Here is a 15447-nt window from a genome sequence, read left to right on the forward strand (position 1 = left end):
AAATGCCGGGTTAAACCGGCATTTTACTTTTAGTTTTTGCTCCAGTCGTGTGGCTGGATATCTTTTGCACTGGCGTAATTGCCGGTCTCTTCATTGACGATTTCGCTGGGCAGCAAACCAAACTCTTTTCGAAAGCTTCCGGCAAAATGCCCGAGGTTTGAATAGCCAACCATAATGCCTACTTCTTTTACGGCATACTTTCCTTCGAGCAGCAACGACCGTGCACGTATCATACGGTTTTTCTGATAGTATTCGTAGATAGGCAACCCATACATGGCTTTAAAATCACGTTTGAGTTTTGTGGGGCTCATGGCCGCAATTTTTGAAAGCGCAGCAATTGTGGGCGGGGCGCCGGAATAATCCTTTACCAGCAGCGATTCTACCCTTATCAGCCGGTTGATCTCATCATCCTTTAATTTTATAAACTGGTTATTGTTTTCGAGCTTGGCAATAAAACCTGTAACCAGTTTTTCAATCATCAGCATTACGCGGTTATAAATGAATTTCATTCGTAACGGGTGATCTATCTTTTCACGTATCAGCTCATCCATCAGTACGCGGTAATCTGTGCCGATTATTTCCGGGTTCCTGTTTTTAAGCAACATTGAAAAATAATTGCTCAAAAACTTGTCTGTTATTTCACTACCGATAAAATTATTGAGCAGGTCGCTGCCAATAATAATTCTTACAGATCTTATGCGGACACCTTTCGGCAAAAGGAATTTAGATTCCATAAGCGAACTGGTAAGCAACACAGCATTTTTGCGGATGTTATAGACGTGTTGCTCATTCGTTTCAGGATCTGACTGGTCGTCTCCTTTTGAAAAACTTTCGTTGAACTGAATGATAAAATAGTGCTGCGTAGCGGTAGCCTGGCGGTGGAAATACAGGTTGTCGTGCACCACTGTGTCGCTCACTATTACAGAAATACCTTCGGGAAGATTATAGGGCATTACAAAACCTTCGCCGATATTTTTCGGCAGGCGTATAATATCGCCTTCCGGCTGCAAACCGAAAGAGCGGATGAGCATTTGTGAAAGCCCTTTATAATCGTTATTGCTATAGTTTACCTCGATCACTTTTTGATTATTTAACTACCGGCTCCACCAAATCAGAAGGCATTTGCTCAAACGTTTTGAAGAAAGCTTTATTAAAGCTGCTGACGCTTGAAAACCCGAGCACGGCTGCTGTATCCCTTACAGTATACTTCCTCGACAGCAGCATGGCTCTTGCCTTGTTCATGCGGTGATGTTGGTAATATTGGTTGATAGGAAATCTGAATACCTCTTTGAACAACACTTTAAGTTTTGAAGGGCTCATGGCTGCAATTCTTGCCAACTGGGCTATGGCCGGTGGTGGCTGTGAAAAATCTTTCAGCAGTTCGTTTTCCACTTCTTTTACTCTCTTCAGTTCTATAGAAGAAATACGAAGGTTTGAATTTTCGTTTTCAATATTCTTAAAAAGCTTGGTAAAAAAACGCTCTATAATAAATGCCGTCCTGTTTTGCAGAATCACCTGTTCAAAACTCTTTCCGGCTGCGAGCGTCATCATTTCATTCATCAGCCGTTTGTACTCTGCATCAAGTATTTCATACACTACCAGCGGAGATTTAAGCGTAATGTAGTTATTGAGAATCTGGCCGGCAGATTCATTTTCAAAATAATCATCGAGCCACTTTTTGCTCATGATGATCTTGATCTGCCTTACCTGTGTATTGGGAGCAAGTGTATAGGTCCATTCCTGGCTTGTTTTACCAAAAAACAGCGAAGCTTTCGTATTGCCAGTGGCTTCTTTGGCTTCATCAATACGTATGACAAAGAATTCCTTCTGCGCTTTTTTTCTGATAAAGTCTATGGCTTCGAACGACACAAAATCGAACAACAATACCTGCAGGCCAGGCTGCGCATTAAACAACTTTATGGTTCCGCTGCCTTTATCAGGTGTAAAATGAATAACGTTATCAGAAAGTTTCAGCCGAAGTGTTTTGGCAATATACCTGAATAAGTCTTCGTAACTCGTTACATTATACTCTAGTTTAATCACCTCTCCAATGCTGTTTTACAGGTACTTCAGTGGGTTACGTCTTGCCGACAAAATATAATTTTTTATATTCAGCCAGAAAGCCATAACCATGTAGATAATCACTGGAGAGCCCATGGTTAAAAAGGATATATAAATAAACCACAGACGTATGCGGGATGTGGCTATCCCAAGCTTGTATCCAAGAGCAGAACAAACACCAAACGCCTGCCACTCTATGAAATGCTTTAACCTGTACATATCTGCAATTTATAAAATAGTTATCTTAATACATAAACACTTTTCTTAAACCTTCCTTTTGTTGTAAATTCGCACGAATTCGAAACAAGCGTTTTTATGTACCCGGCATCTGTACAAAAATGATGCCCCTGTTGCGTCGCACTCTTGTACTTTCTGTTCAGTATTCAGCAACAAGGCAAGTACCGAAAGGAGCAACACCAGGTTGATTTGCCCGGCGGTTGCATAACCTGGCGGGCATTGGCTGTAAAGGAAAAGTAGCATTGTGGAGGCGGTTTAACAAGGCAAAATAGTAAAATAACAGCCCGGTTACAAAAACGTCTTTAATAATTAGCATAACAATTTAAATCTCAAGACATGGCATTTGATGTTGACATGATCAAAAAAGTGTATGCCGCAATGCCCGCTAAGGTTGAGGCAGCACGCAAAAAATTAGGAAGACCACTTACACTTGCTGAAAAAATTCTTTTTGCCCATTTGCATGAAGACCAGTCACTGGAAAACTTCGAAAGAGCGAAGACTTATGTAAACTTCGCGCCTGACCGTGTTGCAATGCAGGATGCAACGGCACAAATGGCGCTGTTACAATTCATGCAGGCTGGTCGCCCTAAAGTTGCGGTGCCATCAACCGTACACTGCGATCACCTCATTGTTGCCAAAACCGAAGCAAAACAGGATCTTGAAAAAGCAGTAAATGAAAGCCGTGAAGTGTACGATTTTCTTGCCTCTGTATCCAATAAATATGGTATTGGTTTCTGGAAACCTGGTGCAGGTATTATTCACCAGGTGGTGCTTGAAAACTATGCTTTTCCCGGAGGTATGATGATCGGTACTGATTCGCACACCGTAAATGCAGGCGGGCTTGGCATGATTGCTATTGGCGTTGGTGGTGCGGATGCGTGTGACGTAATGGCTGGCTTGCCATGGGAATTGAAATGGCCTAAACTCATTGGTGTAAAACTTACCGGCAAACTAAATGGCTGGGCTGCTCCAAAAGATGTGATACTAAAAGTTGCAGGCATCTTAACAGTAAAAGGCGGCACAGGCGCCATTGTTGAATATTTTGGGGAAGGTGCCACCAACATGAGCTGTACCGGCAAAGGAACCATATGTAACATGGGCGCAGAAATAGGTGCCACCACCTCTACATTTGGTTATGATGATAGCATGAGCCGTTACTTAAAAGCCACCGGCCGAGAAGAAATAGCCGCCGCCGCAGACGCTGTTAAAGAGCACCTGACCGCAGATGCAGAAGTATATGCAGAACCTGAAAAGTACTTTGACCAGTTGATAGAAATAAACCTGAGTGAACTGGAACCACACCTCAACGGGCCTTTCACACCGGATCTTGCCACACCTATCTCAAAGATGAAAGAAACTGCAGCGGCCAATGGCTGGCCAACAAAGGTTGAGGTAGGTCTTATAGGAAGTTGCACCAACTCATCTTACGAAGACATAAGCCGGGCCGTAAGCCTAGCCAAACAGGTAAACGAGAAAGGTTTGAAAACAAAAGCAGAGTTTACCATTACCCCTGGTTCTGAGCAGGTACGTTTTACGATAGAACGTGATGGCTTTCTTGATACTTTCGACCAGATAGGTGCAAAAGTATTTGCCAATGCCTGCGGACCATGTATTGGTATGTGGGACAGGATGGGCGCTGAAAAACAGGAGAAAAATACCATTGTACATTCCTTCAACAGGAACTTTGCAAAACGTGCAGACGGCAACCCCAATACGTATGCATTTGTTGCTTCTCCCGAACTGGTTACTGCTCTTGCTATAGCCGGTGACCTTACATTCAATCCTATCACAGACACACTGATCAACGAAAAAGGAGAAGCAGTAAAGCTTGATCCGCCATCCGGAGACGAATTACCGACGAGGGGTTTTGCAGTGGACGATCCCGGTTTCCAGGCTCCCGCAGCAGACGGAAGCGGCATTTCAGTAGAAGTATCTCCTACATCCAACCGTCTGCAGTTATTAGATCCGTTCCCGGCATGGGAAGGCACAGACCTTAAAGGTTTAAAACTGCTGATTAAAGCAAAGGGTAAATGTACAACAGACCATATCTCGATGGCCGGCCCGTGGTTAAAGTTCCGCGGACACCTGGATAATATTTCCAATAATATGCTGATTGGTGCAGTAAACTTCTACAACGAAAAAACCGACAATATCAAGAACCAGTTGACAGGACAGTATGGCCCTGTACCGGCCACACAAAGGGCTTATAAAGCACAGGGTATAGGCTCAATTGTTGTTGGCGATGAAAACTATGGCGAAGGCTCATCAAGAGAGCATGCAGCCATGGAACCACGCCACCTGGGCGTACGTGCCATACTGGTAAAGTCTTTTGCGCGTATTCATGAAACCAACCTGAAAAAACAAGGGATGCTTGCATTGACTTTTGCAAACAAAGACGATTACGATAAAATACAGGAAGATGATACAGTAGATATACTCGGGCTTACAGATTTCACACCAGGCAGACCGTTGGCTGTTGTATTCCATCACAAAGACGGAAGTTCAGACATCGTTACAGTAAACCACACCTACAACGAACAACAGATAGAATGGTTTAAAGCAGGTGCTGCACTGAATATCATCAGGCAGAAATTTGAATCCGCATAATTTTCGGTTCCCGACCTTAACACAAAGAAATCCTGTTACGCAAGTAACGGGATTTTTTTTATGCCAAACTTTCAACGGTCAATGTCGCAATTTTCGGCAAAAAGGTATAAGTTAGCCAACTCATAACTTTCCCAAAATTCAACTAAACGTTTCCATGAAAGTATCAACACGTGTTCAGCTATCGGTAATGATGTTCCTGCAGTTTGTTGTATGGGGCGCATGGTATGGCCAGTTATCCAAATATTTGTTTGCAATTAATTTTACCGGTGCCCAGGTTGGAAACATCTATGCTACTTTTTCGATTGCGATGATCATTTCGCCATTCCTGGTTGGTATGGTGGCAGACAGGTTTTTTTCTGCCCAAAAAGTGTTGGGCGTACTAAACCTTACAGGTGCGGTTTTGCTTTATTTTCTTACTACCATTACAGATTATGATCTGTTTTACTGGGTAATGTTGTTGTACTGCCTGACGTTTGCACCAACCATTGCACTTACCGCATCAATTTCTATGCGGCAGATGACCAATCCTGAAAAGGAATTTCCGCCGATACGTGTACTGGGAACAGTTGCGTGGATTGCCGTTACCAACCTGGTTGGTTTTATGGGCTGGGGCGATAAAGTAACCATCTTTCATGTGTCGATGATTACTGCTGCAGTAATAGGCCTGTATTCCTTTACGTTACCTGATACGCCGCCAACGATTAAAGGCCCTGTAAGTGCTGCGCAGATAGCAGGTAAAGATGCACTGGTGTTATTCAGGGACCGGTCTTTCTTTATATTCTTCATAGCTTCTGTACTTATTTGTATTCCGCTTTCTTTTTACTACGCAATGGCAAATCCATCTATAACAGATGCGTATAAAACAGCGTTTGCCACCGCTAATCCCGGCCAGGTTTTTCCGAACTTTTATGTAGAAAATAAAATGTCTCTCGGGCAGGCAAGTGAGGTGTTTTTTATGCTGCTGCTACCTTTTGCCTACAGCCGTTTTGGTATAAAAAATATTTTGATCATTGGTCTTATTGCCTGGATCATCAGGTTTATGTTCTTTGGTTATGGCAATGCCGGCAGCAGCGAATGGATGCTTTACGGTGGTATCATTCTTCACGGGCTGTGCTACGACTTTTTCTTTGTGAGCGGCATGATCTATACAGATGAAAAAGCCGGAGAAAAAATAAAATCACAGGCGCAGGGGCTTATTAGCCTGGCAACCTACGGTCTTGGTATGTATATCGGTTCTGTACTATCTGGTAAAGTAAAAGATATGTACACAACTGGCAGCGGTGAAACAGCGGTTACCAACTGGACAAGTGTGTGGATGGTGCCGGCGGGAATAGCTGTTGTTGTGTTATTATTATTTATTGTTGCCTTTAAAGATAAAAAGCGTACTGCCGCGGTGTGATGAAACAATAACCGGCTGTAACAAGCCTTCGCACTGCTGATCATTGTTCTGAACGCACAAGTGAGTGACACAACAGGCGATGCCACGCGTGCCAATGCTGACCAACAAAAAATACATCTCTAACTATAAACCACTATATGAAAAAAATCGCCATGCTTGGTTCTGGTTTTATCGGTCGCTTTTATGCCGACTCTATTGAAGGCCAGCGAAGCAAAGACAAAATTGTAAGTATTTATGCCCGCAAGGAAGAGAACGCCAAAAAGTTTGCAGCAGATTACAAATGCCAGCACTGGACAACGGATATGGAAGAAGCCATTGCACACCCTGATGTAGATGTGGTATGCATTGCACTACCCAACTATGTACATGCTGACGCGGTGATGCTTTGCTGCAAACATAAAAAAGCAGTTGTTACTACCAAGCCCCTGGGCCGTACCGCAGCAGAGGCATTGACAATGCTGAGAGCGGTAGAAGAAGCAGGCATCTTTCATGGCTACCTCGAAGATCTTGTATATGCGCCCAAATTTTTGAAAGCATACGAAAGCGTAAAAAATGGTGCACTGGGCCGAATATTGTGGGCAAAGTCGAGAGAAACACACCCTGGCCCGCACAGCGACTGGTTTTGGAACATAGAACTTGCCGGCGGCGGTTGCATACTCGATCTTGGCTGCCATTGTATAGAAATAACAAGATCATTTATAGGAAAAGACATAAAGCCGCTTGAAGTAATGTGCTGGGCAGATACACAGGTAAAACCGATTGATGCGGAAGACCACGCCATTGGACTTATTAAATATGAAAACGGCGCCATTGCACAGTTTGAGGTAAGCTGGGCTTTTCGTGGTGGCATGGATCTTAGGGATGAAGTAATGGGAACAGAAGGAACGATCTGGATCAACAATTTCCTGCGCACAGGCATGGATATGTTTACAACCGGTAAAGGCGCAGATTACGTGGCAGAAAAAGCGGAAAGCAATACGGGATGGCTTTTCCCGGTTGGCGATGAGGTAAACGACCTTGGCTACAACCACATGTTTACCGAAATGTTCAATTGCATTGAAAATGGTACTGAGCCACGTGAAACATTTTACGACGGCTACGTTGTAAATGCCATTATTGACGCGGCCTATAAAAGTGCCAAAACAAAACAATGGGAGCCCGTACAACTCGAAGTATGGCGTGGCAAAGAAGGGCTTACAAAGGAAAGTACGCTTGTAGACTACGACGCAGACCATTACCTTATAAAAGATGAAATTACCCATTATGGCAGCCGGAAAGTGGTGCTAAAACATAAACAAACAGGTAAAATTGAAGAACGTGTACTATCGTAAATTAAATTAATCTTACACATTGTAAAGGCGCAGCATTAAAACTGCGCTTTTTTTATGTTATAAAATTGCAGTGCATACGTACAAGAAGCACTGGCATAGCCTGTTAGAGAGCGCGGCCTCTTAAAGAGAAATTAAAAATCATTTAAGGTTAATTTCAATATTAAAAAATATTGGTACATTTAAAATATCGTAAATCCATCTAAAACCATTTTAATATGGAAACAAAAAATGAAGCTGCTGACATGCAGCGTACCGAAGGCCGCGACATAGGAAATATTCTGTATGCGGTTGTACTTACTACCGGATTTATCGCACTCATTTTGTTTGCCATTTTCGGTAATTATTAAACATCATTTACAAAATCAATTCGTTCGCCGATGAAATGAACTGTACACTTTTTTTGAATGCATTAATTCAGTAAAAGAGCTTTTTTTTAAAGCTCTTTTTTAATGCGCTCAAATGTGAAGCAGTACACAAAGAACACTACCTATTATTGTTCCATATAAGATTGAAAAAACCAGCAAATTCCTTCTTTTACCAAGCTTGTACACTTCTTCAAGCGGAGATGAATGATTTTTTTTCACAGGTCTTTTTCTTAGCAAGTTGTAACAGATGCAACAGTGCTTTTTTTCATTGTTTACGGGCATGATCAGCATTTTGTTTGCAGCCGGGCGCAGCTTCAAAGCTGTACCGGGCCAGGTTTTTCATTCGGGCTGCAAAGAAACGATGGCTTCAATTATAAAAAAATACAATATTTATTCATCTTTAAAATACCGTAGCCGCTGATACTGAATGACACATGTCAAACAAAAGCGCACAAATGTTAAAATTAAGAAAGGTTGCTCGCCGGCAACCTTTCTGCATTACAAACAAATCGCACATTATTACCAAACACCTGTTGTCAGACCCTTACACCGGAGCCAAAAAAGTACCTGTAAATACGCTTTGAAAAACGCCGCTACAGTACTACCCGGTTTTAACATTGATATTGGATGATCGCAAAACGTTTACTAACTATTCAACGTTTGATGATACAAAGTAACATCAACCACAGCCGGCATAAAATAGAACAACCTGCTAAAAAAATGTACTATAGCCCAGTACGCTTTTGTAGAATTATAACTACCGCTGTCATTGTATTGCTACTTCTGTGCAGGTAACTGTGTATAACATAACAAGCTGACAGGTAAGAAGAGTGGATTTATGTACCAGGCTGTATTGCTGCTATGGAGCTTTGGTTGCGTCGCACACTTGTACGGTAGTATATATATTCAGCAAGTGCGAAGATTGAAGCGAAAAAATTTAATACAAGGAAAGTATATGATTTCAGTTAAACAATCTGAAAGCACCAAACACCAGGGCAAATACCGTAATAGTAATAGCCGCAATTACGCCGGCCAGCACAAATGGATGAGTAGCCACGTTATTGCTAAGAGATTTGCTTTTTTGATGCTTTGCCCGTTTATCGTGCTTTACCGGTGTGTTCATACAGCTTTTTAACTAAGAGCCAAACACCAGCTATTTCCATAAAAGGATCATGGTAAAAACGCCGGCAATAAAAAATGCAGAGAAAAAATAAAAAAGTCTGCAGTCTTTTGTAACCTTTCTGCATTATTCAGGTAACCATACTAAAGAGTTTCATAAACGCGTGGATAAGCTAACAGACGAGAAAATTATGTACGAAGTTCAGCACGGGCAATTGTCAGCAATGACAGAATTGTTCGATCGTTATCATGTGCCGGTATATAACTTTTTCCTTCGTTTAACAATGGACAGAAGCACCAGTGAAGATCTTACGCAGAATCTCTTTTACCGGATTATCCGCTACAGGCAGTCTTTCAGCACCACAGCAGGTACATTTAAATCGTGGATGTACCAGATGGCAAGAAACCTGCACGCAGACCACTGTCGCAATAAACAGCGCATGGCTGCAGTTGAACGGCAAACAGATTCTTTTGAAGACATAGCCGATCTTAAACATGGATTTGAAGAAAGTGATTTTAAAAAACTTAAAAACGCACTCTCTGCACTTGGATCTGTAGACCGCGAACTGATTGTACTAAGCCGGTATGAAGGATTGAAATATGCAGATATCGCAAAAATGAAAAACATGTCTTTAGGTTCTGTAAAAGTGCAGATACACCGCGCACTTAAACAACTACGGCATTTTTATTTTAACCAGGAAAATGATCGATGATGGACTGTTACAAAACCGAATCTTTACTGATCGATTACATAGATGAACAGCTTAACGCCAGTGAAAAAAGAGCTGTAGAGCAGCACTTGCAGGGCTGCGAATCATGCAGTATTGTACTGGAAGAATATCGCCGGTTGTTTGGCTCTATTGAAAAACATGCGGAAGAAAAACCCGGACCTGCTTTGCGCGAAAAGTTTGACATCATGCTGAAGACAGAACTCGCCATTGCAACCACTGCAAACATTGCGAAGGATGAAACAAAGGCCAAGGTGTTGCCTCTTAAACAAAGACCATTATGGCTAAGCGTTGCAGCCAGCGTTATACTCGTTGTAATGGGTGCCGTTGCAGGCATGCAAATAAAAACACACGATCAACCTGCTGTTGAGATTACGGAACTGAGAACGGAGATAAAAGAAATGAAGGAAGCACTGCTTTTCAGTATGCTGAATGAAGAATCAGCAAGTGACAGAATACAGGCGGTAAGCTATGCAGACGAAATCAGTAACCCGGACAGCAAAGTAATAAATGCGTTGCTGGGTGTAATGAACGAGGATAAAAATGTGAATGTTCGCCTTGCAGCATTGTACTCTATAGCACGGTATGCCGACCAATTTAAACTAAGCGACTCGCTTGTAGCCTCCCTCAAAAGGCAAACAGAACCACTGATGCAGATTGCTTTGATCAATATTCTTACGGAAAAAAAGGAAAACAAAGCGGTTGGGCCAATCAAGGAAATCTTACAGGACAAAAGAACATTACAACCTGTAAAAGAAATAGCAGCAAAAGGACTTCACTTACTTTAAACATTAACTTTTTTAATAACCATTGTTGTGGCAAAACGCTTCGACAGTCATTTCATGTGCCTAAATAAATACAAAATGAAAAAAATCAATTACCTGTTCACACTAATTATTGCCCTGGGCCTGTGTGTTTTTACAAATGCACAGGAGTACAAAATTCCTGTACAGAATACGAAAGAAGGGAAAATTACACTAAATGATTTTCCACATGACCTGCCGGTAGAGGGTTATAACGGGAACGAGATCATCATTGTGTCAGATAAGGGTGGCGAACCTCCTGCAAGGGCCAAAGGTTTACAGCCTGTTTATGCGGGAGGCACAGACAATACGGGCCTTGCAGTATCGGTTGAAAAAAACGGGAATAATATAACACTGCAGTGCCTGCTGCCAATAACCAAGTCTGCTAACTATAAAATAAAAGTGCCGGACAACTTTAATGTGGAAATAAACAATGAATGCGGCAACGCCGGTGATGTAAAAGTAGCCAACATAAAAGGCGAAGTGGCTGTAAAAAACTGCCAGGCAGTAGAAGTGAAAAACGTTTCCGGGCCGCTCGTTTTATCTACGATAAGCGGCGACATAAACATCAGCTTTTCTGGTCTTCCCAAAGAAAGATCTATATCCATTGCCTCTATAAGTGGTGAGATCGATGTTACGCTCCCGGGCACCGCTGCCATGAATATTGAAATACAAACCATATCGGGTGCTATCTACTCCGACTTTGACTTCCCGGCTGATGACAAAAAGATCAAACGCATAGGCGGCAACATGATCAAAAGTTCATTGAATGGCGGTGGAGCAAGCGTTAAGATTACCAATGTTAGTGGTAACATCTACCTGCGGAAGGCTAAATAAAATACTACACACCAAATAAACAGCGACATGAAAAATACAATTGCCATCATACTTTTTTGCCTGATGACTTGCCTTACACAGGCACAGAAAATTGTTGAAAAACACATTAACTATAAAGCAGCACAGTCTGTAAAACTCAACATACAGATAGCAGATTCAATACGCATTATAACATGGGATAAAAACGAAGTATATGCAAAAGCATCTGTAGATATTAACAACAATAAAGACAACGATGTATATGTAACAACATTTGATGAAACAGGCGACAATATTATAGTAACGGCACATTTTGATGAAGCCAAAACAAAGGCAGCAAAAGAGAACGACACCTGCAGGTGCTGCTGCAATTACAACAGTAAAATATACTGGGACGTCTATGTGCCTGAAGCATCGGTATTTTCTGTTGAAACAATAAACGGTAACATTATCATTGAAGGAAGAACCCAGTCGATGAAGGTACACACGATCAGCGGATTTATTGATCTTGCGTTTGCCACGCAAAGAAAAGCTGATTTTAAAATGAGTACGATCTCAGGAACGATCTATACAGACCTTGCCATCAACAAGGCTTCAGACAAACATAAGAACAGCATCTTAACGCAGTATAATGGTGGTGGAGAAGTAATAGAACTGGAAACCATAAGCGGGGACATTTACCTTAGAAAAACACCATAGCAAACAGGGTTTTCAAAGTTTTGTTATCAATCCACTATACACAAACAGGATCGACGATCCTGTTTTTTCATGCAAATGCAGGAGGTTAAAACAGCGCGAACCTGCCGCCATATGTTGTGCTGATGAAAGGATTGCGACGCAACAGGCGATGCCATGAAATACAATTGCCGGTACCATAAAAAACGAGGCCGGTATTTGCAGCGGCGTAAAATGAAATTCATCAGCATGTAAAACCGCCAGACCTTTTTCTTCCCATCTTTTATAGGCAGCTTTTTAATTTGGCCTCATGAACACCGGCTGCATTGCTTTCTTTTTGTCGATATTGTTTATTTGCACAACACTGCAATCTTTTGCCATACAGCAACGAGACAGCAGTGTATTGCAGTTTACAGTGGTGAATGAAACCCAACAGCCTGTTGAATCGGCAGTTGTAAATGTATTGGATAATACCAAAAATTTACTGAAGACCGACCTTACGGATGCGCAGGGAGAATTTTCAATCATGCTGGCGAATGGAGGATATTGGTGCGTGATAGGATACACAGGCTATGCAGCCGATACATTCTTTGTAACACTACCACTTATTGCGGATGACAAAGCTTTAACGATTCACCTGCAACCTGTGTCGAAAAATTTACAAAATGTAACCGTAACTGCTGCCAGGCAATTGATACAATTTGAAAGGGGGAAAGTAGTTGTCAACGTAGATGCATCTCCCTCTAATGCAGGCGCAAGCATACTGGATGTACTCGAAAAATCGCCCGGTGTAACGGTAGACCGTAATGGGAGTATCAGTCTGAAAGCAAAGGCCAATGTGCTTGTTATGATTGATGGCAAACAAACTTTTCTATCGGGCGCAGACCTCAATAATTTACTAAGCAGCATGAGCGCCAGCCAGGTTGACCAGGTGGAACTCATTGCCAATCCTTCTGCACGTTATGATGCAAGCGGCAATGCGGGTATTATTAACATCAAAACAAAAAAGAGCAGGCAAAAAGGTTTCAACGGAAATGTTACAACTGCGTATAGCCAGGGCAGGTATCCTAAAAGCAATAATAGTATGGTATTAAACTACCGAACGTCTGCCATTAACACTTACCTGAATTACAGTTACAATTACAACAAATCTTACAGTGACCTGTATGCGCTGAGAACCTATACTGATGAAAACGGGAAGGCAATTGCAACCCTTGATCAGCCTACACTTTTTAAATCGGCAAGTGATAACCACAGTGTAAAAAGCGGAATTGATTTTTACGTTTCCACGAAAACTACAGTAGGTGTTGCATTCACGGGTATTTTTACAAAAAGAACAGGCAGCTCTTTTGCTACAGCGCAATGGCTTAATGAAAATGGTACACCGGATTCAAGTCTCACCACATCCAGCGCCACCAATTACAGGCTTACCAATAGTGGTGTTAACCTGAATGCCCGACATGCTTTTAATAACAAAGACGAAATCAGTATTGACCTGGATGCATTGCATTATAACATCAGCAACAAACAATTTTTCGTAAACAACTTTACCAACAGTAGTGCTACAGATGCATCAGACGGTTACCTGCCCGCAACATTAAAAATATACACGGGCAAAGTTGACTATACAAAGCAACTTACCAGGGGTAAAATAGAAACCGGCTGGAAGACTTCGCACATTAATACCGATAATCTTGCTACTTACCAGTATTACGATGGATTTACATGGCAGCCCGACTATAACAAAAGCAATCATTTTATTTACAGGGAAAATATACATGCGTTTTATGCGAATGCAGAGCAACAAGCAGGAAAATTTACTGCACAGGCAGGTGTACGTTATGAAAGCACTGCATACAAAGCAAAGCAATTTGACAACCCTACCAGGAAAGATTCAGCTTTTACGCGCCGCTATGACGGCTTGTTTCCCTCAGCCAATATTACCTGGCAGGCAGACTCGTCAAACAGCTTTACCGTAACAGCCGGAAGGCGCATTGACAGACCGGCTTTCCAGCGTCTCAACCCATTTGTCTTTATTATAAACAAATACACATATGAAACGGGCAATCCATACTTCAGGCCACAATACAGTTGGAACCTGGAGCTAACACACCAATACAAAAATTACCTGACCACAACAGTTTCCTACAGTGTTATCAAAGATTATTTCTCGCAACTGTTTCTAACAGATAGCAGTGGTATTTTGTATTACTCACAGGGCAATGTGGGCAAGGCTTTTATTGCAGGCTTATCGCTGGCAACACAGGTTTCTTTATTCAAATGGTGGAACACCAGTACACAGGCAGTAATAAACTACAAAAAGCTTGATGGCTATGTATGGAATAACTTTGCATCTTCCGTATTGCAATTTAATATCAGCACAAACAACCAGTTCAGGATCAATGACAGCTATACGGCAGAACTCTCAGGCTTTTATACCGGCCGCTCACGCAACGATCTGCAGGAGGCGCTCTTGCCCACAGGCCAGCTAAATATTGGTTTATCTAAAACCATTTTAAAGAAAAAAGGCACGCTACGGTTCAATATCAGAGATATCTTTCATACCCAGGTAATGGAAGGCAATACAGATTTTCAAAATGCTGATGAGTATTTCATTATCCGGAGAGATTCAAGGGTAATATCTGTGGCATTTACGTACAGGTTTGGCAAAACATTCAAAACCACCAAACGCAGCGGCGGCGCCGAAGCTGAAATGGAAAGAGTGAATGGATAGCGTCATGTCAGAGTGCTGCACAACATGCCTGATAAAAAAAGAGCCGCAAGCGGCTCTTTGTCACTAAATCAATCGCACTATACAAATGGGGGGTAATCGGTTAAAATCTGCAGCAAAGATTGTATGATCAACATACCTCTTTTTTACAGTACGGTTTTTCTACAGGAATATTGAAAGTTAGAACGGCATCACCAGTACTTTCTATTTGCTGATGACGATACAAAGTAACGCCAACCCACCTGCGCTACAAATAGAAGCATCTATTATTGTTTTGTACTTGTTTTACTGCCGCCGTGTAGAAGATCTACTACCAGGCTGGTAAAAAGACTCATGCAATAGCCTGTCCACACAATCATCAAATGACAGCCTTTTTCAAACACTATCAAGAAACAATTCCACACTTACGCCGTTGCTAAGCAAAGCTTTACACACTTTAGGCCGTGCGAACCATTATTGTCATTTAAACAATCGCGGCACGCAATTTGAATTATATAAAACGATTTTATTTTGATGGGGGTTAAAATAAAATTTATCCTAAGAAAACATCTTCTTGCCTCACAGTTAAATACTGC

Annotated in this window: 13 protein-coding genes; 9 read left to right on the forward strand and 4 right to left on the reverse strand. The window is 41.9% G+C overall.

Annotation, left to right across the window (positions count from 1 at the left end; all coding sequences use genetic code 11):
• Positions 1-29: 29 nt before the first annotated feature.
• From I5907_RS21950 to I5907_RS22015, 3 genes are read right to left on the reverse strand one after another with little or no spacing between them, the layout of a single operon-like run.
• Entirely contained in the window at positions 30-1079 is a 1050-nt protein-coding gene (locus I5907_RS21950) for a helix-turn-helix domain-containing protein (protein WP_196992355.1), read from the reverse strand.
• A 7-nt stretch (positions 1080-1086) separates the two neighbouring features.
• Positions 1087-2043 (reverse strand): helix-turn-helix domain-containing protein, encoded by a 957-nt coding sequence (locus I5907_RS21955; protein ID WP_196992356.1) that lies wholly within the window; start codon positions 2041-2043, stop codon positions 1087-1089.
• 15 nt (positions 2044-2058) lie between these two features.
• Entirely contained in the window at positions 2059-2280 is a 222-nt protein-coding gene (locus I5907_RS22015; RefSeq protein WP_428842562.1) for a PspC domain-containing protein, read from the reverse strand.
• 354 nt (positions 2281-2634) lie between these two features.
• On the opposite strand from I5907_RS22015, the gene I5907_RS18945 reads away from it, so the two are divergent.
• The 4 genes from I5907_RS18945 to I5907_RS21850 all read left to right on the forward strand — a co-directional run bounded on the left by I5907_RS18945 (position 2635) and on the right by I5907_RS21850 (position 7982).
• Positions 2635-4905, forward strand: a complete 2271-nt coding sequence (locus I5907_RS18945) for an aconitate hydratase (protein ID WP_196992357.1) — start codon at positions 2635-2637, stop codon at positions 4903-4905.
• A 154-nt stretch (positions 4906-5059) separates the two neighbouring features.
• Positions 5060-6304 carry a nucleoside permease gene (locus tag I5907_RS18950; RefSeq protein WP_196992358.1) on the forward strand — a complete coding sequence of 415 codons (1245 nt, stop codon included), beginning with the start codon at positions 5060-5062 and terminating at the stop codon, positions 6302-6304.
• Between the two features lie 137 nt (positions 6305-6441).
• Positions 6442-7635 (forward strand): Gfo/Idh/MocA family protein, encoded by a 1194-nt coding sequence (locus I5907_RS18955; RefSeq protein WP_196992359.1) that lies wholly within the window; start codon positions 6442-6444, stop codon positions 7633-7635.
• A 215-nt stretch (positions 7636-7850) separates the two neighbouring features.
• On the forward strand, positions 7851-7982 hold the full coding sequence (locus tag I5907_RS21850) for a hypothetical protein (protein ID WP_283016292.1): 132 nt from the start codon (positions 7851-7853) through the stop codon (positions 7980-7982).
• A gap of 979 nt (positions 7983-8961) precedes the next feature.
• Here I5907_RS21850 and I5907_RS18960 read toward each other — a convergent pair.
• A complete protein-coding gene (locus tag I5907_RS18960) occupies positions 8962-9123 on the reverse strand; it encodes a hypothetical protein (RefSeq protein ID WP_196992360.1) in 162 nt (53 codons plus the stop codon).
• Between the two features lie 160 nt (positions 9124-9283).
• On the opposite strand from I5907_RS18960, the gene I5907_RS18965 reads away from it, so the two are divergent.
• The 5 genes from I5907_RS18965 (at position 9284) to I5907_RS18985 (ending at position 14875) form a co-directional block, all read left to right on the forward strand.
• Positions 9284-9832, forward strand: coding sequence for a sigma-70 family RNA polymerase sigma factor (locus I5907_RS18965; RefSeq protein ID WP_196992361.1), 549 nt, complete (start codon positions 9284-9286; stop codon positions 9830-9832).
• Positions 9832-10635 carry an anti-sigma factor family protein gene (locus I5907_RS18970; RefSeq protein WP_196992362.1) on the forward strand — a complete coding sequence of 268 codons (804 nt, stop codon included), beginning with the start codon at positions 9832-9834 and terminating at the stop codon, positions 10633-10635. Before I5907_RS18965 ends, I5907_RS18970 begins: the two co-directional genes overlap by 1 nt.
• Positions 10636-10710: 75 nt before the next feature.
• Complete coding sequence (locus I5907_RS18975) at positions 10711-11487, forward strand: DUF4097 family beta strand repeat-containing protein (protein WP_196992363.1); 777 nt, start codon at positions 10711-10713, stop codon at positions 11485-11487.
• 27 nt (positions 11488-11514) lie between these two features.
• On the forward strand, positions 11515-12165 hold the full coding sequence (locus tag I5907_RS18980) for a DUF4097 family beta strand repeat-containing protein (RefSeq protein ID WP_196992364.1): 651 nt from the start codon (positions 11515-11517) through the stop codon (positions 12163-12165).
• Positions 12166-12451: 286 nt separating this feature from the next.
• On the forward strand, positions 12452-14875 hold the full coding sequence (locus I5907_RS18985; RefSeq protein ID WP_196992365.1) for a TonB-dependent receptor domain-containing protein: 2424 nt from the start codon (positions 12452-12454) through the stop codon (positions 14873-14875).
• The last annotated feature ends 572 nt before the right edge of the window (positions 14876-15447 follow it).

Origin of the sequence: Panacibacter microcysteis (genome assembly GCF_015831355.1) — a bacterium.
GTDB lineage: Bacteria > Bacteroidota > Bacteroidia > Chitinophagales > Chitinophagaceae > Panacibacter > Panacibacter microcysteis.

Bases quoted from the DNA above. Each gene is read 5' to 3' on its own strand.
- I5907_RS22015 (WP_428842562.1), bottom strand. From the start codon at position 2,280: ATGTACAGGTTAAAGCATTTCATAGAGTGGCAGGCGTTTGGTGTTTGT.
- I5907_RS18945 (WP_196992357.1), top strand. From the start codon at position 2,635: ATGGCATTTGATGTTGACATGATCAAAAAAGTGTATGCCGCAATGCCC.
- I5907_RS18950 (WP_196992358.1), top strand. From the start codon at position 5,060: ATGAAAGTATCAACACGTGTTCAGCTATCGGTAATGATGTTCCTGCAG.
- I5907_RS18955 (WP_196992359.1), top strand. From the start codon at position 6,442: ATGAAAAAAATCGCCATGCTTGGTTCTGGTTTTATCGGTCGCTTTTAT.
- I5907_RS21850 (WP_283016292.1), top strand. From the start codon at position 7,851: ATGGAAACAAAAAATGAAGCTGCTGACATGCAGCGTACCGAAGGCCGC.
- I5907_RS18960 (WP_196992360.1), bottom strand. From the start codon at position 9,123: ATGAACACACCGGTAAAGCACGATAAACGGGCAAAGCATCAAAAAAGC.
- I5907_RS18970 (WP_196992362.1), top strand. From the start codon at position 9,832: ATGGACTGTTACAAAACCGAATCTTTACTGATCGATTACATAGATGAA.
- I5907_RS18975 (WP_196992363.1), top strand. From the start codon at position 10,711: ATGAAAAAAATCAATTACCTGTTCACACTAATTATTGCCCTGGGCCTG.
- I5907_RS18980 (WP_196992364.1), top strand. From the start codon at position 11,515: ATGAAAAATACAATTGCCATCATACTTTTTTGCCTGATGACTTGCCTT.
- I5907_RS18985 (WP_196992365.1), top strand. From the start codon at position 12,452: ATGAACACCGGCTGCATTGCTTTCTTTTTGTCGATATTGTTTATTTGC.